The organism is Mycolicibacterium sp. SMGY-1XX, assembly GCF_059132455.1.
In genome coordinates this window covers 6258518-6283819 of the sequence record NZ_CP101139.1, presented here as the reverse complement: position 1 = coordinate 6283819, position 25302 = coordinate 6258518, and the positions used below count along the sequence as shown (strand labels likewise).

Annotated in this window: 30 protein-coding genes and 1 riboswitch; of the genes, 12 read left to right on the top strand and 18 right to left on the bottom strand. The window is 66.5% G+C overall.

The annotated features are described in order from the left end of the window. The first annotated feature begins 103 nt into the window (after positions 1 to 103). The 3 genes from NL241_RS29970 to NL241_RS29960 are packed head-to-tail and all read left to right on the top strand — an operon-like array spanning position 104 to position 1990. Positions 104 to 709, top strand: a complete 606-nt coding sequence (locus tag NL241_RS29970; protein WP_487696559.1) for a biotin transporter BioY — start codon at positions 104 to 106, stop codon at positions 707 to 709. Continuing rightward, positions 696 to 1391 (top strand): energy-coupling factor ABC transporter ATP-binding protein, encoded by a 696-nt coding sequence (locus NL241_RS29965; protein WP_487696558.1) that lies wholly within the window; start codon positions 696 to 698, stop codon positions 1389 to 1391. The genes NL241_RS29970 and NL241_RS29965 overlap by 14 nt, the downstream gene beginning before the upstream one ends. Beyond that, entirely contained in the window at positions 1388 to 1990 is a 603-nt protein-coding gene (locus NL241_RS29960) for an energy-coupling factor transporter transmembrane component T family protein (RefSeq protein ID WP_494395859.1), read from the top strand. The genes NL241_RS29965 and NL241_RS29960 overlap by 4 nt, the downstream gene beginning before the upstream one ends. A 9-nt stretch (positions 1991 to 1999) precedes the next feature. On the opposite strand, the gene NL241_RS29955 is transcribed toward NL241_RS29960, so the two are convergent. Further along, positions 2000 to 2599 (bottom strand): Rv1733c family protein, encoded by a 600-nt coding sequence (locus NL241_RS29955; protein ID WP_487696556.1) that lies wholly within the window; start codon positions 2597 to 2599, stop codon positions 2000 to 2002. A gap of 202 nt (positions 2600 to 2801) precedes the next feature. Between NL241_RS29955 and NL241_RS29950 the strand changes: the two genes are divergently transcribed. Beyond that, positions 2802 to 3359: a type 1 glutamine amidotransferase domain-containing protein gene (locus NL241_RS29950; protein WP_487696555.1), complete on the top strand. Its 558-nt coding sequence runs from the start codon at positions 2802 to 2804 to the stop codon at positions 3357 to 3359. Positions 3360 to 3465: 106 nt separating this feature from the next. After that, positions 3466 to 3771: a WhiB family transcriptional regulator gene (locus NL241_RS29945; protein ID WP_494395858.1), complete on the top strand. Its 306-nt coding sequence runs from the start codon at positions 3466 to 3468 to the stop codon at positions 3769 to 3771. 9 nt (positions 3772 to 3780) lie between these two features. Here NL241_RS29945 and NL241_RS29940 read toward each other — a convergent pair whose 3' ends face one another. From NL241_RS29940 to NL241_RS29915, 6 genes are read right to left on the bottom strand one after another with little or no spacing between them, the layout of a single operon-like run. Continuing rightward, positions 3781 to 4119: a DUF3140 domain-containing protein gene (locus NL241_RS29940; RefSeq protein WP_494395857.1), complete on the bottom strand. Its 339-nt coding sequence runs from the start codon at positions 4117 to 4119 to the stop codon at positions 3781 to 3783. A gap of 9 nt (positions 4120 to 4128) precedes the next feature. After that, the gene (locus NL241_RS29935; protein ID WP_494395856.1) at positions 4129 to 4338 is read right to left on the bottom strand and encodes a hypervirulence associated TUDOR domain-containing protein; all 210 of its coding nucleotides are present in this window, start codon (positions 4336 to 4338) and stop codon (positions 4129 to 4131) included. A 49-nt stretch (positions 4339 to 4387) separates the two neighbouring features. Then, entirely contained in the window at positions 4388 to 5365 is a 978-nt protein-coding gene (locus NL241_RS29930; protein WP_494395855.1) for a glycine betaine ABC transporter substrate-binding protein, read from the bottom strand. Then, on the bottom strand, positions 5365 to 6132 hold the full coding sequence (locus NL241_RS29925) for an ABC transporter permease (RefSeq protein WP_487696550.1): 768 nt from the start codon (positions 6130 to 6132) through the stop codon (positions 5365 to 5367). The genes NL241_RS29930 and NL241_RS29925 overlap by 1 nt, the downstream gene beginning before the upstream one ends. Continuing rightward, complete coding sequence (locus tag NL241_RS29920) at positions 6129 to 7301, bottom strand: ABC transporter ATP-binding protein (protein WP_494395854.1); 1173 nt, start codon at positions 7299 to 7301, stop codon at positions 6129 to 6131. The genes NL241_RS29925 and NL241_RS29920 overlap by 4 nt, the downstream gene beginning before the upstream one ends. Further along, positions 7298 to 7945, bottom strand: a complete 648-nt coding sequence (locus NL241_RS29915) for an ABC transporter permease (protein ID WP_487696548.1) — start codon at positions 7943 to 7945, stop codon at positions 7298 to 7300. The genes NL241_RS29920 and NL241_RS29915 overlap by 4 nt, the downstream gene beginning before the upstream one ends. Positions 7946 to 8094: 149 nt before the next feature. After that, positions 8095 to 8160: riboswitch (guanidine-III (ykkC-III) riboswitch) on the top strand. A 13-nt stretch (positions 8161 to 8173) separates the two neighbouring features. Between NL241_RS29915 and NL241_RS29910 the strand changes: the two genes are divergently transcribed. Further along, positions 8174 to 8488 carry a DMT family transporter gene (locus NL241_RS29910; RefSeq protein ID WP_487696547.1) on the top strand — a complete coding sequence of 105 codons (315 nt, stop codon included), beginning with the start codon at positions 8174 to 8176 and terminating at the stop codon, positions 8486 to 8488. 2 nt (positions 8489 to 8490) lie between these two features. Beyond that, positions 8491 to 8829 (top strand): DMT family transporter, encoded by a 339-nt coding sequence (locus NL241_RS29905; RefSeq protein ID WP_487696546.1) that lies wholly within the window; start codon positions 8491 to 8493, stop codon positions 8827 to 8829. Positions 8830 to 8884: 55 nt separating this feature from the next. Here the strand turns inward: NL241_RS29905 and NL241_RS29900 are convergent, their stop codons facing one another. Then, the gene (locus tag NL241_RS29900) at positions 8885 to 9283 is read right to left on the bottom strand and encodes a heme-binding protein (protein WP_487696545.1); all 399 of its coding nucleotides are present in this window, start codon (positions 9281 to 9283) and stop codon (positions 8885 to 8887) included. Positions 9284 to 9565: 282 nt separating this feature from the next. Here NL241_RS29900 and NL241_RS29895 point away from each other — a divergent pair, with 282 nt between their 5' ends. Next, positions 9566 to 10456, top strand: coding sequence for a LysR family transcriptional regulator ArgP (locus NL241_RS29895; RefSeq protein ID WP_494395853.1), 891 nt, complete (start codon positions 9566 to 9568; stop codon positions 10454 to 10456). Here NL241_RS29895 and NL241_RS29890 read toward each other — a convergent pair. The 5 genes from NL241_RS29890 to NL241_RS29870 form a co-directional block, all read right to left on the bottom strand. Beyond that, complete coding sequence (locus NL241_RS29890; RefSeq protein ID WP_494395852.1) at positions 10453 to 11391, bottom strand: DUF808 domain-containing protein; 939 nt, start codon at positions 11389 to 11391, stop codon at positions 10453 to 10455. The two genes, NL241_RS29895 and NL241_RS29890, sit on opposite strands and share 4 nt — an antisense overlap. A 49-nt stretch (positions 11392 to 11440) precedes the next feature. Next, positions 11441 to 12514: an NAD-dependent epimerase/dehydratase family protein gene (locus NL241_RS29885; RefSeq protein ID WP_494395851.1), complete on the bottom strand. Its 1074-nt coding sequence runs from the start codon at positions 12512 to 12514 to the stop codon at positions 11441 to 11443. 3 nt (positions 12515 to 12517) lie between these two features. Beyond that, entirely contained in the window at positions 12518 to 12892 is a 375-nt protein-coding gene (locus NL241_RS29880; RefSeq protein WP_487696541.1) for a malate dehydrogenase, read from the bottom strand. 126 nt (positions 12893 to 13018) lie between these two features. After that, positions 13019 to 13444: an STAS domain-containing protein gene (locus NL241_RS29875; RefSeq protein WP_487696540.1), complete on the bottom strand. Its 426-nt coding sequence runs from the start codon at positions 13442 to 13444 to the stop codon at positions 13019 to 13021. A gap of 112 nt (positions 13445 to 13556) precedes the next feature. Then, the gene (locus NL241_RS29870) at positions 13557 to 14777 is read right to left on the bottom strand and encodes a DNA polymerase domain-containing protein (RefSeq protein ID WP_487696539.1); all 1221 of its coding nucleotides are present in this window, start codon (positions 14775 to 14777) and stop codon (positions 13557 to 13559) included. 67 nt (positions 14778 to 14844) lie between these two features. Between NL241_RS29870 and fadD2 the strand changes: the two genes are divergently transcribed. Further along, the gene (fadD2, locus tag NL241_RS29865) at positions 14845 to 16545 is read left to right on the top strand and encodes a long-chain-fatty-acid--CoA ligase FadD2 (protein WP_487696538.1); all 1701 of its coding nucleotides are present in this window, start codon (positions 14845 to 14847) and stop codon (positions 16543 to 16545) included. Positions 16546 to 16606: 61 nt separating this feature from the next. Then, positions 16607 to 17386 carry an SDR family NAD(P)-dependent oxidoreductase gene (locus NL241_RS29860; RefSeq protein WP_494395850.1) on the top strand — a complete coding sequence of 260 codons (780 nt, stop codon included), beginning with the start codon at positions 16607 to 16609 and terminating at the stop codon, positions 17384 to 17386. Positions 17387 to 17469: 83 nt separating this feature from the next. Here NL241_RS29860 and NL241_RS29855 read toward each other — a convergent pair whose 3' ends face one another. From NL241_RS29855 to NL241_RS29840, 4 genes are all read right to left on the bottom strand, one after another. Then, on the bottom strand, positions 17470 to 18438 hold the full coding sequence (locus tag NL241_RS29855; protein WP_494395849.1) for a hypothetical protein: 969 nt from the start codon (positions 18436 to 18438) through the stop codon (positions 17470 to 17472). A gap of 162 nt (positions 18439 to 18600) precedes the next feature. Then, positions 18601 to 20787 carry an acyl-CoA dehydrogenase family protein gene (locus tag NL241_RS29850; RefSeq protein WP_494395848.1) on the bottom strand — a complete coding sequence of 729 codons (2187 nt, stop codon included), beginning with the start codon at positions 20785 to 20787 and terminating at the stop codon, positions 18601 to 18603. Positions 20788 to 20847: 60 nt separating this feature from the next. Beyond that, positions 20848 to 21816 carry a 2-hydroxyacid dehydrogenase gene (locus NL241_RS29845; protein WP_487696534.1) on the bottom strand — a complete coding sequence of 323 codons (969 nt, stop codon included), beginning with the start codon at positions 21814 to 21816 and terminating at the stop codon, positions 20848 to 20850. Next, on the bottom strand, positions 21792 to 22910 hold the full coding sequence (locus tag NL241_RS29840; protein WP_487696533.1) for an alpha/beta hydrolase family protein: 1119 nt from the start codon (positions 22908 to 22910) through the stop codon (positions 21792 to 21794). The genes NL241_RS29845 and NL241_RS29840 overlap by 25 nt, the downstream gene beginning before the upstream one ends. A 76-nt stretch (positions 22911 to 22986) precedes the next feature. Between NL241_RS29840 and NL241_RS29835 the strand changes: the two genes are divergently transcribed. Further along, positions 22987 to 23580: a VOC family protein gene (locus NL241_RS29835; RefSeq protein ID WP_494395847.1), complete on the top strand. Its 594-nt coding sequence runs from the start codon at positions 22987 to 22989 to the stop codon at positions 23578 to 23580. Here the strand turns inward: NL241_RS29835 and NL241_RS29830 are convergent. Beyond that, complete coding sequence (locus tag NL241_RS29830) at positions 23552 to 24181, bottom strand: TetR/AcrR family transcriptional regulator (RefSeq protein WP_487696531.1); 630 nt, start codon at positions 24179 to 24181, stop codon at positions 23552 to 23554. The two genes, NL241_RS29835 and NL241_RS29830, sit on opposite strands and share 29 nt — an antisense overlap. A 73-nt stretch (positions 24182 to 24254) precedes the next feature. On the opposite strand from NL241_RS29830, the gene NL241_RS29825 reads away from it, so the two are divergent. Then, a complete protein-coding gene (locus tag NL241_RS29825; RefSeq protein ID WP_487696530.1) occupies positions 24255 to 25163 on the top strand; it encodes an oxygenase MpaB family protein in 909 nt (302 codons plus the stop codon). The last annotated feature ends 139 nt before the right edge of the window (positions 25164 to 25302 follow it).

Sequence of the window (25302 nt, the reverse complement as noted above, 5' to 3'; positions counted from 1 at the left end):
TCGGCCTGGATCGCCCCCGGCGGCGGCCTGCTTGCCCCGGGTGCACCGCGGCGAGGGGAGGGCGCGGTCCCCGGCGCACGGCCGGGCGACGATAATGCCTCGAATGCAGACCGGACCATCGTGGCTACAACGGGCGGCCGTCACGCCCGCCGACCTGACCCAAGCCGCGGTCTTCGCCGCCCTGATCGCCGCCCTCGGGCTGCCGGGCACCCTCACCATCGGCCCCAGCGGCGTACCAATCACCCTGCAGACCCTCGGGGTGATGTTGGCCGGCGCGATCCTCGGACCGCGCAAGGGCGCGTTGGCAGTCGCCTTGTTCGCGATTCTCGCCATCGCCGGCCTGCCGATCCTCGCCGGCGCCCGCACCGGGTTGGTGTCCCTGGCCTCGCCGACGGCCGGATTCTTCGTCGGCTGGCTGCCCGCGGTGATCGTCATCGGCGCACTCACCGCGCTGATGATCCCGCGCTACCGAGTGTTCTGGGGCATCCTGATCAACGTCGTCGGCGGCATGGTGGTGATCTACGCCTTCGGCACCGTCGGCCTCATGATCCGGACCGACATGTCCTGGTGGGCGGCCCTGTCGACGAATGGCATCTACATCCCGGGCGATCTCGCCAAAGCGGTGGTGGCCGCGTTCGTGGCCGCACAGGTGCACCGGGCCCGGCCCGGCCTCATCACCCCGTGGCGTGACCGTCGTGCCGGCACCTGACGGCACCGGCATCGTCTTCGACCGGGTCAGTCACTCGTTCGGGGAACGGGTTGTCCTCAAAGATGTTTCGCTGGCGCTGGCCGAACACCGGATTGCCGTGGTGGGCGCCAACGGCAGCGGTAAGTCGACACTCGCCCGGATGATCAACGGGCTGGTGGTCCCCGACAGCGGAACGGTACGAGTTCACGGACTCGATACGCGGCGAGCGGCCCGGAAGGTGCGCCGCGCCGTCGGATTCGTGTTCACCGACCCCGACCGGCAGATCCTGATGCCGACCGTGGCCGAGGACATCGAGCTGTCGCTGTCGCGCCACGGCCTCAGCCGCGGCGAGCGCGCCGACCGGACGCGACAGGTGCTCGAGCGATTCGGTCTCGCCGGGCACGCCCACCACCCCGCGCACCTGCTCTCCGGTGGGCAGAAACAGCTTCTCGCCCTGGCCAGCGTGCTGGTCACCGACCCGCAGATCGTGGTGGCCGACGAGCCGACGACGCTGCTCGACCTGCGTAACGCGCGCATGCTGCGGGCGGCCTTCGCCACGTTGGACACCCAACTGGTGGTGGTCACCCACGACCTCGATCTGGTCGACGACTTCGACCGCGTCCTCGTTCTCGAGGACGGGGAAGTGGTCGCCGATGACACGCCGTCGGTGGCGCTGGCGGCCTACCGGGCGCTGATGACATGACCGTGCTGGGGGTTTACCAACCGGGAACGACGCCGCTGCACCAGTTGCCCGCGGGCATCAAACTGGTCGGTCTCGGCGCGGTGATCGCGCTCATGACGGTGTTCGTCGATACACCCCTGCGGCTCGGTGCCGCCGCTGTCGGCGTGCTGGGGCTGTACGCCGTCGCGCGGATCGGCGTGCGCACCGCGGCAGCACAATTGCGTCCGGTGCTGTGGGTGGTGGCGTTCGTGTTCGGCTTCCAACTGCTATTCACCGACTGGCATCGTGCCGTGGTGGTGTGCGGAATCCTGCTGCTGTCAGTGGCTCTGGCTGCAGTCGTCACCGCCACCACGCGTACCACCGACATGCTGGCCGCGCTCACCGCCGCGATGCGGCCGTTGGGGCGCCTCGGATTTCCGGTCGAGCAGGTGGCGCTGGCGCTGGCGCTGACGATCCGGGCGATCCCGCTGATGGTGGAGACCGTACGTCAGGTCGAAGAGGCCCGTCGGGCCCGTGGGCTGCGCTTCTCACCGCGAATCGTGGTGGCACCGGTGGTGGTGGCCGCCCTGCGCACGGCCGACGGTTTCGCCGAAGCGTTGACCGCTCGTGGCCTGGACTGAGATGACAGCTCAGGTGTGGCGGTTGGCCCAGCCGTCATCGTTGTGGGTCAAGAGCAGCAGCTCACGTTCCCACGACCGGGCGCGCGCCCGGTCAAGTGCCCATCGGGCCGCGCACGCCAACAGGATCGTCAGGCCCACCGAACCCAGCCACACGGTCCACGTCCTGCCCGCGGCAATGGAACTGGCCACCTGAGGAGTCTCCGGAGCAGGCACCACCGCACCGGTGGTGTCGACCCAGACCGTCAGGGGGTCACCTTTGCGGACGGCGACCGGGCTGGTGATCATCTCGCTGCGGACCTCGGTGCCCTCACGCCATTCCGCGCGAACCGGGCCGGGACGGTTGTAGCGCCCGGGTGCGGCCGCGCCGCTGTTGCCGACGGCGACGGCTTCGACCGAATGCCGGGTGCGCAGCTGTTCGTCGATGATGCGCATGCGTGCGTCGTAGGTGTTGTCGCCCGCTTGTGACGCAAAGGGAATGGCCAGGAGGGCAACCACGAACACCATCACGACGGCGAGGGCTTCCATGCGGTCGCTGGGCCGCAGCAGTGGGTTACGCCCGAGGGCGCGGACGAACCACCGGCAGCGCGAGACGAAGGATGAATGCCGCATCGATGGGACCTCTAACCACGACCTGGATGTGTTACGACTGTGTTTCCATGCTGTCACCACTGCATTAGCGCGCGCCAGTCACGCAGCGCTACGGCGACGAACATCACAACCGGTTACCCGTTGGCTCGCCGCTCACGCCCGTGCGATTCGACACCACTGCTGCGGGTAGTCCCTCGCGTAGTCGAGGAAAGGATGAACTCTGATGCCGAACGAACTGCAGGGCCGCAAGATCGCCATTCTGGCCGCCGACGGAGTCGAGAAGATCGAGTACGAACAACCGCGAGACGCCGTGGTCGCGGCGGGCGGACAGGTCGAGTTGCTGTCCATCAAGCCGGATGAGATCCAGGCTTTCAACCACGACCTCGAGCCCGCAGGCACAGTGGCGGTGGACCGCGTGGTCGGCGACGCCCGGGTCGACGAGTTCGACGGTCTGGTGCTGCCGGGCGGGACGGTCAATCCGGACAAACTGCGTCTCGAAGAGTCCGCCGTGGCCTTCGTCCGCGATTTCGTCCGCTCGGGCAAACCGGTGGCCGCCATCTGCCATGGACCGTGGACGCTGGTCGAAGCCGACGTGGTCCGCGACCGGACGCTGACGTCGTATCCCAGCATCCGCACCGACCTGCGCAACGCGGGCGCGACGGTGGTCGATCAACAGGTCTGCATCGACGGCAACCTGATCACCAGCCGGTCCCCGGACGATCTGCCGGCCTTCTGCCAGGCCATCACCGATCAGTTCGCCGCTACCCCGGCGCGCACCTGAGTTCGCCCGGCCGCTCCAAAATTCACCACGAGCAGATGTGTAGGTCCGACGGCCGATCGACGTGACGATGGGTGTGCCCGATACCGGAGCTGTGGGGAGGACACCGTTGAGCAGCGAATGCCGACCGGACGAGGGACGGTTGCCCAAGGCACTCGAGTCGGACTGGGAGTGGCAGTTGCAGGGGCGGTGTCGCGCCTACCCGGCACACGTCTTCTTCCCCGACGATCACCGCGGTCAGGCGCTGCGGGAACGCGAGGAGAAGGCCAAACGCGTCTGCCGCACGTGCCCCGTGCTGGCGACCTGCCGCGACCACGCGCTGCAGGTGCCGGAGCGCTTCGGGGTGTGGGGGGCGATGACCGCCCGCGAACGGTCGCGGGCGCTCAAGGCGATGACGGAGAGCCGAGGGGCCTGAGGCCGGTGATCACGACTTCTTGACCGGGTCGTGACCCCAGTTCATCAGCGAATACCGCCAGGCACTGTTCTCGACATCGTGTGAAGGACCCTGTGCGAGATGGCGTTTGATGTACCCGACGACGGTGCGCATGTGGCCGTAATCGGCGTCGGTGAGGTCGGCTTTCGCCTTCTCGAGGATCCTGACGATGTGGCGGCCGCTCTGGTGGCCGGTTGACTCGCCGCCGTCGGACTTCTGGCCCACCTTCTTGGAATCGTCGGTGTCGAGCCACTTCTCGAGTTCCGAGGCGGTCATGTTCACCGCGTTCTTGAAGTCGTTCCAAGTGTCCTGGTGATTGCTGACGGCCATCGCTGCGTTCTACTTCTTCTTCAACGCTTCGGGCTTGTGCACAGCGTCGTTGCCGCTCTTGTCACTCTTGACCCGGTACTGGGGATCGTCTTTGGACGCGCGGACGGTGCGTTTTGCGGCGGTGGTATCCGAGGTGATCTTCTCCTCGACGGTCCCCTCGGCGGTGCTGCCGTGGCTTTGCCAGGTGACCTTGTCGCCCTTCTTGAAATCCTTGCTCATGGCAGTCGGATACCCACAGGGGCCGGTCTCAACGATCGGTGACCAATGGTCAGGGATCGGTCACAAAACCCTTGGCCACCATCCAGTCGCGGGCGACCACGCTGGGGTCGCGCCCGTCCACGTCGACCTGCTTGTTCATGTCCATGATCGCCTCGTTGGTCAGTGCGGCGGTCACCGGGGCGGTTACTTCGGCGATCTGCGGATGTGCCTCGAAGAACTCGCGCTTCATGGTCACCGAGGGGTTGTAGTGCGCGAAGAACTGCCTGTCGTCGGTGAGCACCACCAGATCGAGCGCGGCGATCCTGCCGTCGGTGGTGAACACCTCGCCGAAATCGCACTGGTTCCCGTCTGCGGTGGCCTGGTAGATGATTCCGACCTGCAGAATCGGTGTCGGCACCCGCGCCGGATCGAAGCCGTAGGCCGCGGCCATGCCGGGAAAGCCGTCCTGACGGGCCCGGAACTCGGTGTCCACACACGTCCTGGCGGCCCCCGGATCGCGCTGCACCAGCTCGGTGTACTGCGAAAGTGTCTGCACACCAGTGCGTTCCACGGTCGCCCTGTTGGCGGCCAATGCGTAGGTGTCGTCCATGGGGCCGGGCTCCAGCCACACCATGTCATTGCGCTCGAGGTCCTCGTCACGCACCGCTTCGAACTGCTCGCGGGTGTCGGGAATCGGTTTCTCGTGGCCCAGGTAGTTGATCCAGGCGTTTCCGGTGAATTCGTAGGCCACATCTACCTGGCCGGACAGCTGAGCTTCCCTGGTGCTGCGGGAACCGACGATGCCCGTCAGGTCGCGGACGTCGGCGCCCGCCGCGGCCAGGGTGTACTCGAGGATGTAGCCCATGATCACCTGCTCGGTGTACTCCTTGGAGCCGACGGTGATCGCCACACCTTCCAGTTCGGGATTGGGTGTGACGGAGCCGGGCTCCACCCGCAACGGCACCGTGCTGCCCGCGCCCAGACCGCAGCCGGACAGACTGACGGCGCAGGTCAGCGCCATCAGCAGCGCCCATCCCGCGCGGCGCATCAGCGCAGCCCCTTGGGGCCGAGGTAGAACTCGGCGAGCCCACCGAGCCAGTCGACCAGCAGGGCCAGGCAGACGGCCAGCACGCTGCCCAGCACCAGCGTCACGTTGTCCTGCAGCTTGTAGCCCGTGTCGATGAGGATGCCGAGGCCGCCGGCGTTCACCAGGAACGACAGGGTGGCGGTCCCGACGGCCAGCACCAGTGAGGTCCGCAGACCCGCCAGGATGAACGGAACCGCCAGGGGTAGTTCCACCCTGAACAGCAGCGCCTGACGGGACATGCCCTGTCCCAGGCCGGCGTCGATCAACGCGCGGTCCACCTGGTCCACCCCCAGGATGGTGCTCGACAAGACGGGAAGCAGGGAGTACAGCGCGATCGGCAGGACACCGATCCAGAAGCCCGTCTGCGCGGTCCACAGGAACAGCAGCACCAGCAGGCCGATTGCCGGTGCGGCCTGGCCGATGTTGGCGATGCCGATGAACAACGGCCGCAACATCTTTGCCCCCGGCCTCGTGACCAGGACCCCGACCGGAACACCGACCGCCAGGACGATGGCCGTCACGGCGGCGGTGATCAGCAGATGCTGCCAGATCAGGGTGGCGACGTTGGCCGGGTTGATGTTCTCCTGCTGGGTGGCGGTGAGGTCGCGGTTGAACGCCCAGAACAGCACCGCCGCAGCGACGATGAGCACCAGCGCCGGCTGCACCCAGAGCCGCAGCCGCTCGGCGGGTGTCGCGGCCGGGGCCTCCGCGTCTACCGTGCTCGTCACGACTCGTGCTCTCCGGCACTGGTTTTGGCATCGGCTTCGGCGCGCAGGCCCGTGATGGTGTCGATCAGCGTGTCCAGGGTCACCACCCCCGCGTACCGGCTACCCGCGCCGGCCACCACCGCCGACGCGTGCTGTTCGGCCAGGATGGCTTCCAGCGCGTCCTCCAATGTCGACCGGGTGCTCACGACGTCCAGTGATTCGACGACCTCGCCGAGAGTCTGGGCGTGGGCGAGTTCGCTCTCACGCACCCAGCTCACCGGCCGGTCACGTTCGTCCAACACCACTGCCCAGTCGAATTCGCTGTCGGCCAGTGTTTTCCGCACCTGAGCGATGCTGTCGTCGCGGTGCACGGCGGGATGGGCGCGCAGTTCCACATCCTCGACACGCATCAGTCCCAGCTGGCGCAGCGACGCACCGGATCCGACGAAGCCGGCCACCGTATCGTCGGCCGGGCTGGCCAGGATGGTCTGCGGGGTGTCGTACTGCAGGATCTTCGAGCGCTGCCCGAGCACGGCGATACGGTCGCCGAGTTTGACCGCTTCACCGAAATCGTGGGTCACGAAAACGATCGTCTTGTGCAGTTCGGACTGCAGGCGCAAGAGTTCGTCCTGCAGCGTGCTGCGGGTGATCGGGTCGACGGCGCCGAACGGTTCGTCCATCAGCAGCACCGGCGGATCGGCCGCCAGCGCCCGCGCCACCCCGACCCGCTGCTGTTGACCACCGGAGAGTTGTCGCGGATACCGGTCCGCGTACTGGGACGGCTCGAGGCCCACCAGGTCCAGCAGTTCGTCGACCCGGGCGGCGATCCGTTTGCGGTCCCACCGCAGCAGCCCGGGCACCAGGCCGACATTCTGCCGAATCGTCATGTGCGGGAACAGCCCTGCCTGCTGGATGGAGTAGCCGATGGACCGGCGCAGGTCGGTGGGCTTGATGGACAGCGCGTTGTTGTCGCCGATCAGGATGCGGCCCGAGGTCGGTTCGCTGAGGCGGTTGATCATCCGCATCGTCGTGGTCTTGCCGCATCCCGAGGGTCCGACGAAGACGACGATCTCGCCGGCGGGGATCTCCATCGAGACGTCCTCGACGGCGGGATGATCGGCGCCCGGGTACACCTTGGAGACGTTGTCCAGGACGATGCGTACTCCGGAAACCTCGGATTGGATTGTCATCGAATACCTTTCGATGTCGTGAGGCGCCCGAGGAGCACCAGGAGTGCGTCGAGAAGCAATGCGAGCACGACGATCAGCAATGTGCCGGTGAGCGCCATCGGAACGGCGGTGGGACTTCCGACGCGGGCCAGTCCGGCGAAGATCAGGTTGCCCAGCCCGGGTCCCTTGACGTAGGCGGCGATGGCCAGCACGCCCATCGACATCTGGGTGCTGATCCGCATCGCCGACAAGATGGACGGCCACACCAGGCGGAGCTCCACCCGGCCCAGTGTGCTGAGCCGGCCCATCCCGAGGCCGCGGGCTGCGTCGACCAGGGCGGGGTCCAACGCGTTCAGGCCCACGATGGTGTTACGGATGATCGGCAGCAGCGAGTAGAGCACCAGCGCGGTGATACTGGGCACCACCCCCAGCCCGAACATCGGGATCAACAGGCCCAGCAGAGCGAAGGCGGGGACGGTCAGGATGACGCTCGAGGTGGCGGTCGCCAGGTTGGCCGCCAGCGCGTTGCGGTAGGTCAGCACTCCGATCACCACACCGACGGCGGTGGCGATGATGACGCTCTGCACAACTGCGCTCACGTGCTGATACGAGTCGAAGATCAGTTGCGAGTGGTGCGCGGTGATGTAGTCCCAAAGCGCCTGCACAGGCCGTACTCACCTCCGGTCGCCGGGCGCGCACCGGCGGGCGCCCACTCGCCCGTACCCCGTTCGCGCCGGGACAAAACGGCGCCGCACCGGTTCTGCGCAGTGTTTCGAGGACATGACGAGCCTGAAACGCCGGTGTATCGTCGCACGTGGAGGCCGGAAAATGACCTCGCGGACGAGGGAGCAGTACCCGCACCGGACAAGACTGACTCACAAGGAGGTCTTGTCATGGCATGGCTCGTCCTGGTGATCGCGGGAGTCCTGGAAGCCGTATGGGCCGTCGCCCTGTCGGCGTCGCGCGGGTTTCGCCGCCTCGGTGCGGTGGCCGTGTTCGTCGTCGCGATGGTCTTGAGCATGATCGGTCTGGCGTATGCGATGACCCAGCTGCCCACCGGTACCGCCTACGCCGTGTGGGTGGGCGTCGGCGCCAGCCTGACGGTGCTGTGGGGCATCGTCACCGGCGAGGAACGTGCGACGGCCGCCCGGAGCTTGCTACTCATCGGCTTGGTGGGCAGTGTCGTGGGCCTGAAGGTGGTGAGTTGACCATGGCGTGGATCGTGCTGGTGATCAGCGCCGTACTCGAAGCGGTGTGGGCCACCGCGCTGGGCCATTCACAAGGGTTCACCGATGCCACCGCGGTGGTGGTCTTCGCGGTGGCGCTGGTGGCGAGCCTCGGCGGGTTGGGCTGGGCGGTGCGCGTCATCCCGATCGGGACCGCCTACGCCGTGTGGACGGGACTCGGAGCCGCACTGACCGTCGGTTATGCGGTGATCAGCGGCGCCGAGTCGGCGTCGGTGTGGAAGCTGGTGTTCCTCAGCGGCATCGTGGCCTGTGTCGCGGGGCTGAAGCTGTTGCCCGAAGAGTCTGAATCGCACCGAGTCTGAACGCAGACGACCCGTCGCCGCGGATGCGGCGACGGGTCGTTTCACGCTGCGGGGGTCAGCCCGCGACGAACTCCTCGTAGGCACTGGCCAGGTACGGCGGCAGCACGGTGGTGTTGCACGCGCGCTGGGTGTCGCCGATCGGGGCCAGGATGCCGCGCAGCTCGTAGTACTCCGTCGGGTTGGACGTGAAGTAGCTGCGGATGTTGGCTGCAGCCACGTCCCGCGGCTGGGTGACCGCGGCCGAGACCACGCCACCGGCGCCCGGGTGTGCGGCCAGGTACTGCTGGGCCGCGACCGTCACCGAGTCGACGGTGCCGTTGATGCCGGCCGGGCTGCAATCAGGAGCCGCCGAGGCCGTCGGAGCGACGATGGTTGCTGCCGCCACGCCCCCGAAGAGGCAGCCGGCCGCGGCTGCGGCGATGCGCCGACGCGCGGAGATGCCACTGAACTTCATGATCACTTCTCTTTCGCTTTGGTGACAAACGTTGCTTCCCCGTCCCGAAAACCACGGTACAGGCGGGAAACTCACACTCTTTTCGGATGAAGAGGCAGGATTCCCGGCGTCGGCGGGCGTTACACCCAACGGGAGTGACGTTCCCCGCAATCCGGGGTTTCGGGTACGCCGACGGCGAATAAAGCTGCACAACGCTTGAGATTTCTCAGAGTTTGCCGCGGATCCTTAAATGATCGTGATGTCGATCGTGATGAACTTGTGACACGCGACGTGAGGAATCGGATGGCCCAGAACTACGAGAACCGGCTCGGAGCCGATCAACTGGCGGCGTTGTCGGCGGTCGTCGAGTTCGGCAGTTTTGATGCCGCCGCCGACAAACTACACGTCACGCCCTCGGCGGTGAGTCAGCGCATCAAGGCGCTGGAGCAGCGGGTCGGTCAGGTTCTCGTGGTCCGGGAGAAGCCGTGCCGGGTCACCGCGGCCGGGGTGCCGCTGTTGAGGCTGGCAGCGCAGACGGCTCTTCTGGAGGCCGAAGCGCTCGCCGAGACCGCAGGCGGATCGGTACACCGCACGCGGGTGGCCATCGCGGTGAACGCCGATTCGATGGCCACCTGGTTCACGGCCGTCCTGGCCGGCCTGCCGGACGTCCTGCTGGACGTACGCATCGAGGATCAAGACCATTCCGCACGACTGCTGCGCGAAGGCGCCGCGATGGGCGCAGTCACCACCGAACGCACCGCGGTGCCGGGCTGCCGGGCCCACGCGCTCGGGGTGATGCGATACATCCCGGTGGCCAGCCCTGGCTACCTCAGCGACCACTTCGCACTCGGGCTCAGCAGAGAAACCGTGGCACAGGCGCCGTCGCTGGCCTGGAACCGCGACGATGCCCTACAGGACATGTTGATCCGCAAGATCTTCCGTCGCCACATCGCCCGGCCGGTGCACTACATCCCGACCGCGGAGGGATTCGGCGCAGCGGTGCGCGCCGGGCTGGGCTGGGGGATGTACCCGCAGCAGCTGGCCACCCCGGCGCTGGATGACGGCTCCTTTGTCCGCCTGGCCGAGGCCTACCTGGACGTTCCGCTGTACTGGCAGTGCTGGAAACTCGACAGCACCACCGTCGCGGCCATCACCGACGCGGTGCACGCCGCCGCCGCCGTGCTGCGGTCCTAGTGCGCGGCTTTCTTCTTACCGAACGGTAGGACGTGCATGACCGCCACGACGAGAGCGCCGACCACCAGGCCGATCACCGCCGAGGCGGCGGTGTTGATCAGCCACGCCAGCACACCGCCGACGCCGGCGAGGTGGTGCACGGCCTCCTCGGCGTGGTGCACCAGCCCGTAGGGGGCGTGCCATCCGAGTTCGTCGACGCCGACCAAGAGAATGTGTCCACCCACCCACAGCATGGCGGCAGTACCGATCACCGACAGCGCCGTCAGCAGCTTGGGCATCGCGGCGACGAGTCCGCGGCCGACCTTCTGCGCGAACGCCGAGCTCCGCTGGGCCAGGTGCAACCCGATGTCGTCCATCTTCACGATGCCCGCCACGACGCCGTAGACCACGGCAGTGATCACCAGCGCGACCACCACCAGAATGATCAGCCGCGGGAAGAACGACTGATCAGCGACCTCGTTGAGCGCGATCACCATGATCTCGGCCGACAGGATGAAGTCGGTGCGAATGGCGCCCGTCACCATGAACTTCTCGGCGTCTTCACCGGCGGCCGCCACCGGAGTCGCATGCGCGTCGTGGCCGGCGATCCTGCCCCAGATCTTCTCGGCGCCCTCGAAACAGAGGTACGTGGCACCCAGCATCAGGATCGGGGTGAGCAGGAACGGCGCGAACTGACTGAGCAGCAGCGCGGCCGGCAAGATGAACACCAGTTTGTTGCGCAGCGAGCCCAGGGCAATGCGCTTGATGATCGGCAGTTCCCGTTTGGGCTCGATGCCCTGTACGTACTGCGGCGTCACGGCGGTGTCGTCGATGACGACACCGGCGGCTTTGGCGGTGGCACGTCCCGCGGCGGCACCGATGTCGTCGACTGACGCAGCCGCCAGTCGTGCGATCGCGGCAACGTCGTCGAGAAGCCCGAACAGACCGGCGCTCATGACCTGAAGGCTACCGGCAGCACGTGACGGACGTGGGATCGCGCCGGCTTCACGGCAGCCTGCGCTGGGAGATCAATCCGTCGGACACCGTCCGGCGCAACAGCTCCACCATCGACCGCGGACGCAGCGGGGCACTCGAGGTGTGCGCTTCGTCGGCGATCCCGGCGAACAGGTCCGCCAGGGCGTCGGTCGAAGACCATGCGGGCTGCCAGCCCAGCTCGGTGTGCGCGCGAGCGCAATCCAACAGCGGAACCGTGAAGATCATGTCGACCCAGCCGCGGTCGACCGGTTGCAGCCGCGCCCGCCAGCTCAGGTCCACCACCGCACCGAGAAGTCCGGACGGGACATGTACCGGTCGGGCATCCATGACGTGGGCGATCTCGTCGCGGCCGATGGGTGGATCGGCAGACAAGTTGAACGCACCCGTCGCCCGGGTCTCGACGGCCCGAACCACCGCGGTGGCCACGTCATCGGCGTGGATGACGGGAAAACACAGCCGGCGATCGACGGGTAGCAGTGGCAGCAGACGCACCAATTGCATTGGCACAAAAGGCGGTAACGCGTAGCGCATCAGACCGCTGGCGGCGGCACGCTGCACCACGAATCCCGGCCGTAAGCGTGTGATGGGAACAGCTCGGTCACCCTGGCGGCGTTCGTAGTCGTCCAGAGCTGCTTCGACGGTCGACTTGAAGCGACTGTACGGCGATGCCTGCACACCGGTCGTGGGCCAGGACTCGTCGACGCGTCGTCCGTAGCGTCCAGGTGCGTACGCCCCCGCCGACGACATGTGGATCAGCTGCGCCACCTGCGCGTGGTGTGCGGCATCGAGCACCGCGGTGCTGCCGCCGACGGCTACCTGCCTGAGATAGTCGGTGTTGCGGGTGGGCTGGAATCCCCATGCCAGATGCACCACGGTGTCGGCGCCGTCGAAGATGCGGGCCAGCTCGCGCGGAGCGGATGCGGTGGCGAGGTCGACCGCATGCCAGGCCACCTGGCTGTACACCCCTTCGGGTGGCGGAGGGCGGCGCACCACTGAAACCAGCTCGTGTTCACCGGAGGGGACCAGCTGGTTCAACAGTGCGGTGCCGACATTGCCTGTGGCGCCGGTGATGACGATCCGCATGCGTCAGACAACGCGGTTGGTGCGCACGGCGGCATAGGCATCGGCGGCGGCGATGCCGGCCAGGCTCAGGGCGATCAGCGCCCCCCGCCGTCCGCGTGCCCGGGGGTACTTGGCCGCTGCGCGGGCCCATACCGCCAGGTCCAGGGCGTCGCCGGCGACCCTGGTCCACACCAGACGAGGTGATCCGAGCAGAATCGCGGCCCCGTGGCCGATTTCGCGTACGCCCAGCGCGCGGACAATGGAATGGCTGGCACCTTGCGCGCCTACGAGTTTGGTGATGCGTCCCGGTGCCAGGGCTTCGGTCAGTCCGAGGCCGATGCTGACGACGCCCAGGCCGGTGGCCAGTGAATGTGCAGGAGATGTTGTGGAAGAAGCCATGGGACGGGGCTACCCGTCCCATGGCCGGTGAATCTCAGGAACGGCCCGCGTGTGCGGCCCTGTGGCGACCCTTGATCAGGTAAGCGAGCCAACGAACGTCGATCAACATGGTGACTCCTTGGAGGTCTAAGCGGTCTTGGCCAGAAGCGGCAGCAGCCGGCGGCGTTCGGTCATCGCGTCTGAAAAGCACTGCAGCGCATCGGGAACCGAAGCGGCAGTGGGGAAGTGGGTCTGGATGCCCGCCTGGAGCATGTCCGCCACCGACTGGCTGGGGATCAGCATCCATTCGTCGGAGGTACGGCGGCAGGCCTCGTCCACGGCAGTGAGGAGCGAGATGGCGATCGGTGCGAACGACGTCACACCGCTGAGGTCGAGAACGTAAGGCTTTTCGCTGATCACGGACCGGGTGACCCGCCGGATCAGTTCATCGACATTCTTTGCGCTCACATCGCCGGTCACCGAGACAACGGTGGCAAGTTGCCGGCATTGTGAGCGGACCTGAGCGCCAGCACATTCGACGGCCGGGTTGCCATAACGGAACGCGGTAGCCATGGAGCGCCTCCCCTCGAGGACTGGTGAAGTGGCTGTCACTTCACCGTGTCACCCAAGGTATGGGGCCAACTTAAGGTACTTGGGAGTAGGGACTAACGCTTCAGTAAGACTTTCACTGAGGAGATTCCCTTGGCCTGAACTGGGCGCCCGAGTAGTTCTCCCACGGGGAGTAGTCGGCGATCAACTCTTCTTGCTGCGGGCGCTGCCCTTCGGGCACGTGCTGCAGATTGATCCGGATCCGGTACCAGATGGAACTGGGCCCCCGCATTCCGTCGACCAGGACGTCGATGGGCTGCAGGCGCGCCGCGACACCGGGATGGCGTTGTTTCCAGGTCTCCAGCGCGGCGAGCGCCTCGTCCTTGGTCTTGGTGCGGGCCACCTCGATGAGCGGCATCTTGCGGGCACCTTTGGGCGCCTTCTCCGGTGGGCCCAGTTCCTCGGCCAATGTCAGCAGCTTCGTGAGGTCACCGGGTGCGTCGTCCATGCCCTCCCAGGGGTCGCCGATCTCGGCGAAGCGGGCCGGCACCGTCTTGATGGTGAACGCCTCGGGCGCACAATCCGGGACCTCGGCCCAGTGCAGGGGCGTGGATACCCGCGCGTCCGGACGCGAGCGCACCGAGTAGGCCGAGGCCACGGTGCGGTCCTTGGCGTTCTGATTGAAGTCGACGAAAACGCCTTCGCGCTCCTCTTTCCACCACCGGCTGGTGGCAAGCTGCGGCGCGCGCTGTTCGACCTCACGGGCCACCGTCTCGGCCGCGAGCCGCACCTGCTTGTACGGCCAGTGCGGGTGGATGCGGGCGTAGATGTGGAAGCCGCGTGAGCCGGAGGTCTTCGGCCACGGCGTGAGGCCGTGATCTTCGAGCACCTCTTTGGCCACCTGCGCCACGTCGAGGATCTGTTGCCAGGTGACACCCGGCATGGGATCGAGATCGACGCGCAGTTCGTCGGGATGCTCCAGATCGCCCGAGCGCACGGGATGCGGATTGAGGTCGACGCATCCGAGGTTGACTGCCCACACCAGCCCGGCCGGCTCGCGCAGCACCGCCTCTTTGGCCGAGGTGCCGGAGGCGTACTTCAGCTCGGCGACGTCGATCCAGTCCGGGCGCTTCTCCGGCGCCCGTTTCTGGAACACCGCCTCTTCGGTGATGCCCTTGACGAAGCGTTTCAGGATCATCGGCCGGTCGTTCACACCGCGCAGCGCCCCGTCGGCGACGGACAGGTAATAGGTGATCAGGTCTCGCTTCGTCACCCCGGCGTCGGGGAAAACGATCTTGTCTGGATTGGTGACGGTGACAGTTCGGTCGCCCACTTCCCACTGCAGCGGACCGGCCATGCCCTCATGGTAATTGCGCGGTTGTTTCCCGACCGGGATGCGACACCTGTCACATAGGGTGAGCACCATGCCCAACCTCACTGACCTCCCATTCCAGGCGGCGGCCAAAGTCCAGCAGCTCGCTGAGCGCGGTTCGGCCGAACTGCACTACGCGCGCAAGATGTTCGAAGCCGGTGCACTCAAGGTCGAGCCGCCGCAAAACATCGTGGCGATGTTCGCTGACATCCGCCGGTGGGGTGAATTTGGCATGATCCCGGCGCTCAACGCGCGACGGACCCCGCACCGCACCGCTGTGATCGACGACGACGGCGAGATCACCTTCAAGGAACTCGACGACTCCGCCAATGCCGTGGCCAACGGGCTGCTGGAGAAAGGGGTGAAGGCCGGCGACGGGGTGGCGCTGCTGATCCGCAATCACCGCTGGTTCCTGATCGCGCTGTACGGTGCGGCGAAGGTCGGTGCGCGGTTGATCCTGCTCAACAGTGAGTTCTCGGGGCCGCAGATCAAAGAGGTGAGCGAGCGCGAAGGCGCCAAGCTGATCATCCACGACGACGAATACACCAAGGCCGTCGATGCGGCCGATCCACCACTGGGCAAGCTGCGGGCCCTGCCGACGAACCCCGACAACGACGCGCCCTCGGAGAGCAATGCGGAAACCCTCGAAGCGCTGATCGCCCGCACCTCGAGCGCACCGCCGCCGAAGTCGGGCAAGCACTCCAAGATCATCATCCTGACCAGCGGCACCACCGGAACGCCCAAGGGCGCCAACCGCAGCACGCCGCCGTCGCTCGCTCCGATCGGCGGGGTGCTCTCGCATGTGCCGTTCAGAGCCGGCGAGGTGACATCACTGCCGGCACCGATGTTCCATGCGCTCGGGTTCCTGCACGCCACCATCGCGATGATGCTGGGCTCCACGCTGGTGTTGCGGCGCCGGTTCAAGCCGGCGACCGTGCTGGCCGATCTGGAGAAGCACAAGGTGACGGCCATGGTGGTGGTGCCGGTGATGCTGTCGCGCCTGCTCGATCAGTTGGAGAAGACGGATCCGAAGCCGGACCTGTCGACGTTGCGCATCGTGTTCGTCTCGGGCTCGCAGTTGGGCGCCGAACTGGCCACCCGGGCCATGAACGATCTCGGTCCGGTGATCTACAACCTCTACGGCTCCACCGAGATCGCGTTCGCCTCGATCGCGCGACCACAGGATCTGAAGAAGAACCCGGCCACCGTGGGGCCCGTGGTCAAAGGGGTGAAGGTCAAGCTCTACGACGAGAACGGCGCCGAGGTGCCGCAGGGGGAGGTGGGCCGCATCTTCGTCGGCAACACCTTCCCCTTCGAGGGGTACACCGGTGGTGGTGGCAAGGCCATCATCGACGGCTTGATGTCCTCCGGTGACGTGGGCTATTTCGACGAGCACGGCCTGCTCTACGTCAGTGGCCGCGACGACGAGATGATCGTCTGCGGTGGCGAGAACGTCTTCCCCGCCGAGGTCGAGGACCTGATCAGCGGACATCCCGAGGTGGTGGAGGCCACGGCCCTTGGTGTCGAGGACAAGGAGTGGGGGCACCGGCTGCGGGCGTTTGTCGTCAAGGTCGAAGGCGCCAGCGTCGACGAGGAGGCCATCAAGCTCTACGTGAAGGAGAACCTGGCCCGGTACAAGGTGCCGCGTGAAGTGGTCTTCCTCGACGAGCTTCCGCGTAACCCCACCGGGAAGATCCTGAAGCGGGAGCTCAAGAACATCGAGGTCGACGGCCAGAAAGCCGACGCCGAATAGTCCCCTCTCTTTCTGCGCTCGTCGCGGAATAGTCTCCGGTGCGCAGTGGTAGTACTCCTGCGTGAAGATTGACCTCTCTGGAAAGACCGCACTCGTCACCGGCTCGACGCAGGGCATCGGCCTGGCCATCGCCGACGGACTGGCCGGGGCGGGCGCCCGCGTCGTCGTCAACGGGCGCAATTCTGACCGCGTCGACGAGGCGGTATCCCGGCTCGACGGCGACGTGCTCGGTGTCGCCGCCGACGTCACCACCGACGAGGGCGTGGCGACCCTGCTGGAGCAGGTACCTGCCGTCGACGTGCTGGTGAACAACCTCGGCATCTTCGAAGCCGTGCCCGCCCGTGAGATCACCGACGAGCAATGGCGGCGCTACTTCGACGTCAACGTCCTCTCCGCGGTGCGGCTGATCCGCAGCTATCTCCCCGGCATGACTGAAAAGGGTTGGGGCAGAGCAATTCAGATTGCCAGCGACTCCGCGTTGGTGACGCCGGCCGAGATGATCCACTACGGCGTGTCCAAGACCGCACTGCTGGCGGTGACCCGTGGTTTCGCCAAAGATGCCGCCAGTACCGGGGTTACGGTCAACTCGGTGATCGCCGGGCCGACGCACACCGCCGGGGTGGAGGATTTTGTGTACCAGTTGGTGGACAAGTCCCTGCCGTGGGATGAGGCGCAGCGTGAGTTCATGAAACTGCATCGCCCACAGTCGTTGCTGCAACGGCTGATCGAGCCCGAGGAGATCGCGAACATGGTGGTCTATCTGGCGTCACCGCTGGCGTCGGCCACCACCGGTGGCGCGGTGCGCGCCGACGGCGGCTATGTCGACTCGATCGTCCCCTGACTCCGTCAAGACTCAAATCACAAGCGCGACTGGGTATTGTCAGCGCTGTGCTCGTGTTTGCACAGCTCTGCGGCTTCATCTGCTCAGCTGTCGGGCATGTCGAACGCATGCCGAAAGCTCCCGATGTTGTCGGCAATGCCTTGCCTTTCGACCGCCTGCAGCATGCGCTGCCGAAGCGGCTCGGGGCATTGCGCGCGTTCGCCTTTGCGGGTTTGATCGAAATCCCAGCCACAGAGAAGTCGGGCTGCGCCGAGTAGCCCGGGTTCGGACTGCTCGGTGAGTGCGGCCAGCAATGTCGCAATGGGGTACTTCATGAGGAGTTGTTCGGCTGTGCCCTCGTAGCTGGGGTACCAGTTCCACGGCCCCGCGCCGGAGCCGAACCACATCAAGAGCGCTCGCACTCTTTCGACGGGATCCGGCTGTGCCTGCTCGAGCGCGGTGTGGGCGACGTCGAGCGCGACGCCCGATGGGGTGGACCAAGACCACAGGGGAAGCAGACACGGCGGCATGGCATTTGTCCAGCGCTCCTGATCTCGAAGGTGTGCAGCCCTGCTCGTCTCCATCTCTTCGCGCTCCTGCTGCGCGTCGGTGAGCCCGTGGAGCAGCAGCCACCTCTCGAGAACCATCGGATCGGCGAGTTCGGCGTCGCCTTTCCACTTCCCCGTCCAACGCAACGAATCCCAGCCGATCAGCTCCAAATACGTGATGACCTCATCGCCGGCCCACAGCTCGAGACGATGTTCGCCGATGGTCAAGCAGTGCCCGTACGTATCGGCCTCGGCGATACGCAACGCATCACGCAATTCCGCAATATCCGCGGGATCTGTGATGTCGAGGCGCACCACGTCGTACGTCACGATGTCGTCGACAGTACGGTTGCCGACCAACCGGATCCGGGTGACTCGGGCCAACGCGGTGTCAAGCGATTCCTGTGTCGGATCTTGGTCCTCGGACTCCAGGAACTTGACCACCGCAGAGTCCATCATCCCTACGACATTCCCGTCGTCGTCCACGATCGAGACGAACTCCGGCTCAAAGTCTTCCCCGGCCATGCTGGGGGATTCTGCCGGACGTGCACTGTCTCTGGGGCCGAACCGCCCACCGTGGCAATACGAGCGCCCGTTGAATGCAAGTCCCCGCTCCGCGAGCGCACGCCTTTGTACGCATCTGGTCGGCGAGTCGTGTACAGACACGCGCGCTCGCGCCAAAGAAGGCTACGGGTCGCGGGGGAGTCCCAGCAGCCGCTCGGCGATGATGTTGAGCTGCACCTCGGAGGTTCCGCCATAGATGGTCGTGGCGCGGCTACCCATCAACCACTCGATCCACTTGCCCTGCGGTGTATTGGTATCGCCGATGACGCCGTCGGTGCCGAACGACGACACCGCGAACTCGGCGTAACCCTGACCGGTCTTCATCGACAGTAGTTTGGAGATCGCGGCCGACGGCATCGCGTCGCCGCCGGCCAGTGTCAGAAGCGTCGAGCGCATGTTCATCAGCTTGGCGGCGTGCCCTTCGGCGATCAGCGTGCCTGCCTGGTTCTGCTCGATCTGATCGAAGTGGCCGTCCTTGATGAACTGCACGAAACCGTCGAGGGTCGCCAAGAAGCCCGGTTCGCTGCTGCCGATCGAAACCCGTTCGGCGGTCAGGGTATTGCGGCTGACCTCCCAGCCGCGGTTGACCTCACCGAGCACCATGTCGTCGGGCACGAACACGTCGTCGATGAACACCGTGTTGAACATGGCGTGACCGGTGAGCTCGCGCAGCGGTTTGACCTCAACGCCTTCGGATTTCATGTCGAGCAGGAAGTAGGTGATGCCCTGATGCTTCGGAGCGCCGGGATCGGTGCGGGCCAACAACGCACCCCACTGCGACACCTGGGCGCCGGTGGTCCAGATCTTCTGCCCGGTGATCCGCCAGCCGCCGTCGACCTTGGTGGCCTTGGTGGTCAAGCTGGCCAGGTCGGACCCGGCGCCCGGCTCGGAAAACAGCTGACACCAGATCATCTCACCGCGGAAGGTGGGTGGCAGGAAGCGTTGCTTCTGCTCGTCGGTGCCGAACGCGACGATCGACGGGATCAGCCACGCGGCGATCCCCATGGCCGGTCGTTTCACCCGGCCGCCTGCGAACTCCTGGGCGATGATGATCTGCTCGACCGGCGTCGCGGCCCGGCCCCACGGCTTGGGCAGGTGCGGCTGCACCCAGCCCGCCTCGGCGATCGCCGTGGTGCGCTCTTCGCGCGGAAGTGCTTTCAGCGCAGCCACTTCGGCGCGTATCTCGTCCCGTAACTTCTCGGTGTCGGGATCCAGGTCGATGTCGATACCGCGCAGCCCGGTGGTGGTCGCGGTGTCCACCACCAGCTGCGGGTAGTCCGCGGCCCGGCCGAAAGCGGCGGCCAGCGCCAGCGCCCGCCGGTAGTAGACGTTGGTGTCGTGCTCCCAGGTGAAGCCGATGCCTCCGTGCACCTGGATGCAGTCCTGGGTGCAGTGCTGGGCGGCGACGGGGGCCAGCGTGGCGGCGACGGCCGCGGCGAATTCGGCGTGCTGGTCACCTTCGTCGATGGCCCGCGCCGCGTCCCACACTGCGGCGGTGGCCCGCTCGGTGGTGGCGATCATTCCGGCGCACCTGTGCTTGACGGCCTGGAACTGGCCGATCGGGCGGCCGAACTGCTCGCGGATCTTCGCGTACCCCGCGGCGGTGTCGGTGGCCCACCGCGCGACGCCGATCGCCTCGGCGGACAGCAGTGTCGAGATCAGCGCTCGTGCCTGCGAGCGGCTCAGATTCGACAGCACCCGCTCGTCGGGGACCTCGACGGCGTTGACCCGCACATGCGCCACCGGGCGCAGCGGATCGACGCTGGCCACCGGCTCGATCTCCAGATCAGCGGCGTCGAGGATCACCCACTCCGAACCGGACGTCTCCGAATCGAGGCCCGCGACCGGCAGCACCAGGAGTGACGCCTGGGCGGCGGCGGGCACGGCGCGCACCTCACCGCGGATCACCAGGCCGTCACCGTGCCGGGTGGCCGTCAGCGTCGAGTCGAGTGCATAGGTGGCGATCACCGCGCCGGAGGCGAGTTCGGCGAGCACCTTCGAGTCAGCGTCGTGAGCGGCGATGAGCGCGCTCGCGATGGCCGAGGGCACGAAGGGCCCGGGTACCGCGCCATAGCCGAATTCGGCCAACACGATCGCGAGCTCGAGGATGCCGAAGCCCTGGCCGTCCACCGACTCGGCCAGATGCAACCCCTGCAAGCCCTGGTCAGCTGCGGCTTTCCAGTAGGGCGGGGGATTCTCCAGCGGTGTTTCCAGCGCCTCGTGCAGCACCTCCGACGGCGCCACCCGCGCCACCAGGGAGCGCACCGAATCGGCCAGGTCTACATGCTCGGGATTGATCGCAATCGGCATCGTTGCCCATCCTCCGTGTCAAATAACCGGTCGGTTGGGAACGAGCGTACTCGGCGAGTCCTAACTCACCTCGTTGACCACGGAATAGGGTTTCTTGCCCTCGTGCAGCCGTCGGCAGTTCCTCAGCGCCGAGACCAGATAACGCTGCACGGTGTCCGCGGTGTAGTAGCTGACATGCGGGGTGAGCAGCACATTGTCCAACGCCAGGAGCGGATTGTCGGTGGGCGCGGGCTCCTCGGCGTAGACGTCGAGCCCGGCGGCGGCCAACTGCCCGCTGCGCAATGCGTCGACCAGCGCCGCCTCGTCGACGACCTTGCCGCGCGAGGTGTTCACCAGGATGGCGCCCGGCTTCATCTTGGCGATGGCCGCGGCGTCGATCAGGTGCTCGGTGGCCGGGGTCAACGGCAGGTGCAGCGACACCACATCACTGCTCTTGAGGAGGTCGTTCAACGACACCCAGCCCACGTTGTGCTCGTCGCGCGTGGTGCTGGTGTGCAGCACCTTGGTGCCCATGGACCGCAGGATCTGTTCGACGCGCTTGGCGACACTGCCGTAGCCGACCAGGCCGACGGTGCAACTCCCGAGATCGCGCACCGTGTCGCCGAGGCTGGGATCGGGCGGCCAGCCGCTGCCGTCGCGGGTGGCCTTGTCCAGCTCGGGCAGCCGGCGCATGGCGGCCAGCATGAACAGCACGGTGGCCTCGGCCACCGACGGCGCGTTGGCGCCGGGGATGTTGGCCACGGCCACACCCTGCTTGGTGGCGGCCTCGACGTCGATGGTGTTGACGCCGGCGCCGAGCTTGTTGATGAGTTTGAGTTTGGGCGCCTTGGCGATGTCCTCGGCGCTCAGTGGTCGCAGGTTGTGCCAGATGACCTCGGCTTCGGGCAGCTCACGATAGAAAGCCTCGTCATCGTTTTCGGCGACCCAGTGCACGTCCAGCCACTCGGACTCTTCGGCGACCTGTTCGACGGCTTTGCTGCTGGGCTTGAAATGCGCGAGAACTCTCAGCGCCACCGTTTTGTTATCCACTTGGCGATCGTATCGGCCTGCTCGCTGCGGGCCCCCGGCGTGGTGAAGTAGTGGTCGGTGTCCATGGTGCACAGCGTCTTGTCGGGGCTTGCCAGCGCGTCGTGGATGCGGCGTGCGTCCGACGGAAACACCCCGGTGTCCTGATTGGCGTTGATCACCAGCGCGGGGCAGCGGATGCGGCTCAGGTGTGGTTCGGCGCGGGTCTGCGCATGCCGCAGGCTCCACATCCCGATCCAGTTCCGCAATGTGCAGTTCGCCGCGATGCCGTGCGTGGACCGATTGGCTTTGACCGGTTCACCCGCATAGCAGAGGTTCGGTGTGCGGTTGGTGGGCTCGAGGGACGGGTCCACCATGCGGGGATCGGCCCAGGTGCGCATGACGGTGAACGGGCGATCGGAAAAGCCCGCTGCGCGAACCCGTTTCAACTCGGTCTGGGCCCAGTCGGTGATCGCGTGGTTGCGCGCCACCTGTGCCGTCCGGTACCGCTCGACGAACTCGGCATCGTATGGCGCCCGCCGGCCGTCGAACAGGTCGAGTTCGGGATCGGTGGCCACCGGGTCGCACTCGTCGACCACGGCGGCGTCCATCCAGGCGGTCAGTACGTCGGGGCGTCCCGGGTGCGCCGCGCTGGCGATGTAGCCATCGGCCGGTGGCAGCTCACCCAGGCCCGACGCCGGCCGCATGCCATCCAGTGGCCGGACGTTGGGGGACACCGCCTGCGACTGGTAGGCCGCCATCAGCGATCCGCCTCCGGAATTACCCAGCAGCACAACGGTTTCCACCCCAGCCACCTCGCGGAGCCAGCGTACGCCCACGCCGATGTCCACCAGGGCGTGATCGAGCAGGAAGCTGGTCTCGAACCCGCGGAATCTGGTGTTCCAGCCGAGGAATCCGATGCCGCGCGTGGCGATGTAGTCGGCGAGATAGTGCTCGGAGAAATCGATTTGGTAGTGCGTCGCAATCAGGGCGACCTTGGGTTTGCGTCCCACCCCGCGGTAGTACAACCCCTGGCACGGGTGCCCCCCGGCACCGGCCCGACGCGCGGTCGGCGATGGCAACCCAATGAATTCACGAATGACCCCCGGCGTACTCATGGCAGGTGCGTGTCCTTCCCGAGAACTGGATCCGATGTTAGGTTCTTCAATGGCTGTTGCATAGAAGAGGTTCGACATGATCAAGCCGCGCAATACCAACGCCGAATTCGAACTCGGCGGTATCAACCACGTGGCGCTGGTCTGCTCGGACATGCAGCGCACCGTCGACTTCTATTCCGGTGTACTGGGCATGCCGCTCATCAAATCGCTGGACCTGCCGGGCGGGATGGGCCAGCACTTCTTCTTCGACGCCGGCAATGGCGACTGTGTGGCGTTCTTCTGGTTCGCCGACGCGCCGGATCGTGTTCCCGGCATCTCGTCGCCGGTGGCGTTGCCCGGGATCGGCGAAATCGTCAGTGCGGTATCGACGATGAACCACCTTGCCTTCCACGTTCCCGCGGAGAAGTTCGATGAATACCGGGCCCGGCTCAAGGAAAAGGGAGTTCGGGTCGGACCGGTGCTGAACCACGACGAGAGCGAGATGCAGGTGTCGCGGACGGTCCACCCGGGTGTGTACGTGAGGTCGTTCTACTTCACCGACCCCGACGGGATCACTCTCGAGTTCGCTTGTTGGACCAGAGAATTCGGCGCGAACGACACCCAGACGGTGCCGCGTACCGCGGCCGATCGGCGGGTACCGGTCAAGGCCGGAACAGTCGAGGCTCATTGAGCATCCCCAGGATGGCCTGGAGTTGATCCACCAGTTCCTCGGGGGTCAGGGCGATCTCCCCGGACAGCCACGCCGACAGGGTCTGTCCCACGCCGCCCACCACGAAGTGGGCGATGGCGCTGATGTGGCTGTTACCCGGCATCTGTAGCGCGGACTGGATGTACTCGCGTGACAGCAGCGCGAAGATCCCGCCGAGTTCGGCACGCTTACGCAACAGCACCGCGTTGGACAGTCGCGTGCTGAACAGCAGGCGCCCCACCCGCGGGTCATCGGAGATCATCGCCACCAGGTTGGCGATACCCGCACGGTTCTGTTCGGCCCAGGGCGCCGCTGCCACCGCGGCCTGCGTGGTGGAGGCCAGTTGCGCCGTCACCGTGTCGAACACCGCCGCGACGAAGTCGTCCTTGTCGCCGAAGTTCTCGTAGAAGTACCGCACGGCCAGCCCGGCCTGCTTGCAGATGCCACGCACCGTCAGCTCGTCGGGTGCCTCGTCGCCGCCCAGCAGATCCAGGCCGGCGTCGAGGAACCGACGCCGGCGGGAGGCGTCGCGATCGCGCGCATCCACCCCGCGGTAGGGCCGTACCTGAGCCACGGGATCCATCTTGACACCTGTCTATCGACGGAGGCAAGATCAGGAAACACTCGTTCTCACATTTAGCTGGCAGGTGACTTGCATGACGATCGCTGATCCGGTTCACAACGTCGAGCGCTCCATGAGTGACGCCCCCCGAGCGCTCACCTCCCGGCGCCCCAGGTGGGCCCGCCGCGTGGGCGGTATCGACGAGGGCCTGATGGGCATCGCACTGCTGCTCGGTCCCGCCAACGTGATCATGCAGCTGGCGCGCCCGGGCGTCGGCTACGGCGTGATGGAGAGCCGCGTCGAGAGTGGTCGGGTGGACCGGCACCCGATCAAGCGGGCGCGCACCACCTTCACCTACCTGGCGGTGGCGGGGCGCGGCAGCGACGAGCAGAAAGCGGCGTTCCGGCGCGCAGTCAACAAGGCCCACGCTCAGGTGTATTCCACCGACGAGAGCCCGGTGAAGTACAACGCGTTCGACAAGGACCTGCAGTTGTGGGTCGCGGCCTGTCTGTACAAGGGCGCCGTCGACGCCTACCGCACCTTCGTCGGCGAAATGGACGACGAGACCGCCGACCAGCACTACGCCGAGAGCGTCAGCCTCGGCACCACCCTGCAGGTGCCCGCCGAGATGTGGCCGGCCGACCGCGCGGCGTTCGACAAGTACTGGCAGGAATCGCTGGACAAGGTCCACATCGACGACGCGGTGCGGGAGTACCTCTATCCCATCGCCGCCAACCGGTTGCGCGGCGCGAAGCTGCCCCGGCCACTTCAGGAGCGCTCGGAGAACCTGGCGCTGTTGATCACGACGGGTTTCCTGCCGCAGCGATTCCGCGACGAGATGAAACTGCCGTGGGACCCGCGGCGTCAGCGCCGGTTCAACCGGTTGATGCGGGTACTGCGGGCGGTCAACGGGGTGCTCCCGGGACCCGTCCGGCAGTTCCCCTTCAACGTCTTGCTCAAGGATCTGGACTGGCGCATTCGCACCGGCCGGCCGCTCGTCTGAGCATGCCCCGAAACATCTGAACACCGGGTTGCCGGGAACCGACCCGGGTTACCTGAGATGCTGTCCGACCAGGTGAAACGGGCCTGTGCAGGGACCTGGTGCGCCACGGGGACGTCTCGACAGTTAGCTTATGCAATGC

Coding starts and splice junctions, on each gene's coding strand:
- NL241_RS29930 (WP_494395855.1), bottom strand. CDS start 5,365: ATGCGCCGCGCGGGATGGGCGCTGCTGATGGCGCTGACCTGCGCCGTC.
- NL241_RS29825 (WP_487696530.1), top strand. CDS start 24,255: ATGACGATCGCTGATCCGGTTCACAACGTCGAGCGCTCCATGAGTGAC.
- NL241_RS29830 (WP_487696531.1), bottom strand. CDS start 24,181: ATGGATCCCGTGGCTCAGGTACGGCCCTACCGCGGGGTGGATGCGCGC.
- NL241_RS29940 (WP_494395857.1), bottom strand. CDS start 4,119: ATGGCCGTCAGCAATCACCAGGACACTTGGAACGACTTCAAGAACGCG.
- NL241_RS29910 (WP_487696547.1), top strand. CDS start 8,174: ATGGCATGGCTCGTCCTGGTGATCGCGGGAGTCCTGGAAGCCGTATGG.
- NL241_RS29960 (WP_494395859.1), top strand. CDS start 1,388: ATGACCGTGCTGGGGGTTTACCAACCGGGAACGACGCCGCTGCACCAG.
- NL241_RS29895 (WP_494395853.1), top strand. CDS start 9,566: ATGGCCCAGAACTACGAGAACCGGCTCGGAGCCGATCAACTGGCGGCG.
- NL241_RS29850 (WP_494395848.1), bottom strand. CDS start 20,787: ATGCCGATTGCGATCAATCCCGAGCATGTAGACCTGGCCGATTCGGTG.
- NL241_RS29870 (WP_487696539.1), bottom strand. CDS start 14,777: ATGGCCGGTCCGCTGCAGTGGGAAGTGGGCGACCGAACTGTCACCGTC.
- NL241_RS29840 (WP_487696533.1), bottom strand. CDS start 22,910: ATGAGTACGCCGGGGGTCATTCGTGAATTCATTGGGTTGCCATCGCCG.
- NL241_RS29920 (WP_494395854.1), bottom strand. CDS start 7,301: ATGACAATCCAATCCGAGGTTTCCGGAGTACGCATCGTCCTGGACAAC.
- NL241_RS29890 (WP_494395852.1), bottom strand. CDS start 11,391: ATGAGCGCCGGTCTGTTCGGGCTTCTCGACGACGTTGCCGCGATCGCA.
- NL241_RS29885 (WP_494395851.1), bottom strand. CDS start 12,514: ATGCGGATCGTCATCACCGGCGCCACAGGCAATGTCGGCACCGCACTG.
- NL241_RS29970 (WP_487696559.1), top strand. CDS start 104: ATGCAGACCGGACCATCGTGGCTACAACGGGCGGCCGTCACGCCCGCC.
- NL241_RS29905 (WP_487696546.1), top strand. CDS start 8,491: ATGGCGTGGATCGTGCTGGTGATCAGCGCCGTACTCGAAGCGGTGTGG.
- NL241_RS29875 (WP_487696540.1), bottom strand. CDS start 13,444: ATGGCTACCGCGTTCCGTTATGGCAACCCGGCCGTCGAATGTGCTGGC.
- NL241_RS29900 (WP_487696545.1), bottom strand. CDS start 9,283: ATGAAGTTCAGTGGCATCTCCGCGCGTCGGCGCATCGCCGCAGCCGCG.
- fadD2 (WP_487696538.1), top strand. CDS start 14,845: ATGCCCAACCTCACTGACCTCCCATTCCAGGCGGCGGCCAAAGTCCAG.
- NL241_RS29955 (WP_487696556.1), bottom strand. CDS start 2,599: ATGCGGCATTCATCCTTCGTCTCGCGCTGCCGGTGGTTCGTCCGCGCC.
- NL241_RS29950 (WP_487696555.1), top strand. CDS start 2,802: ATGCCGAACGAACTGCAGGGCCGCAAGATCGCCATTCTGGCCGCCGAC.
- NL241_RS29880 (WP_487696541.1), bottom strand. CDS start 12,892: ATGGCTTCTTCCACAACATCTCCTGCACATTCACTGGCCACCGGCCTG.
- NL241_RS29855 (WP_494395849.1), bottom strand. CDS start 18,438: ATGGCCGGGGAAGACTTTGAGCCGGAGTTCGTCTCGATCGTGGACGAC.
- NL241_RS29835 (WP_494395847.1), top strand. CDS start 22,987: ATGATCAAGCCGCGCAATACCAACGCCGAATTCGAACTCGGCGGTATC.
- NL241_RS29935 (WP_494395856.1), bottom strand. CDS start 4,338: ATGAGCAAGGATTTCAAGAAGGGCGACAAGGTCACCTGGCAAAGCCAC.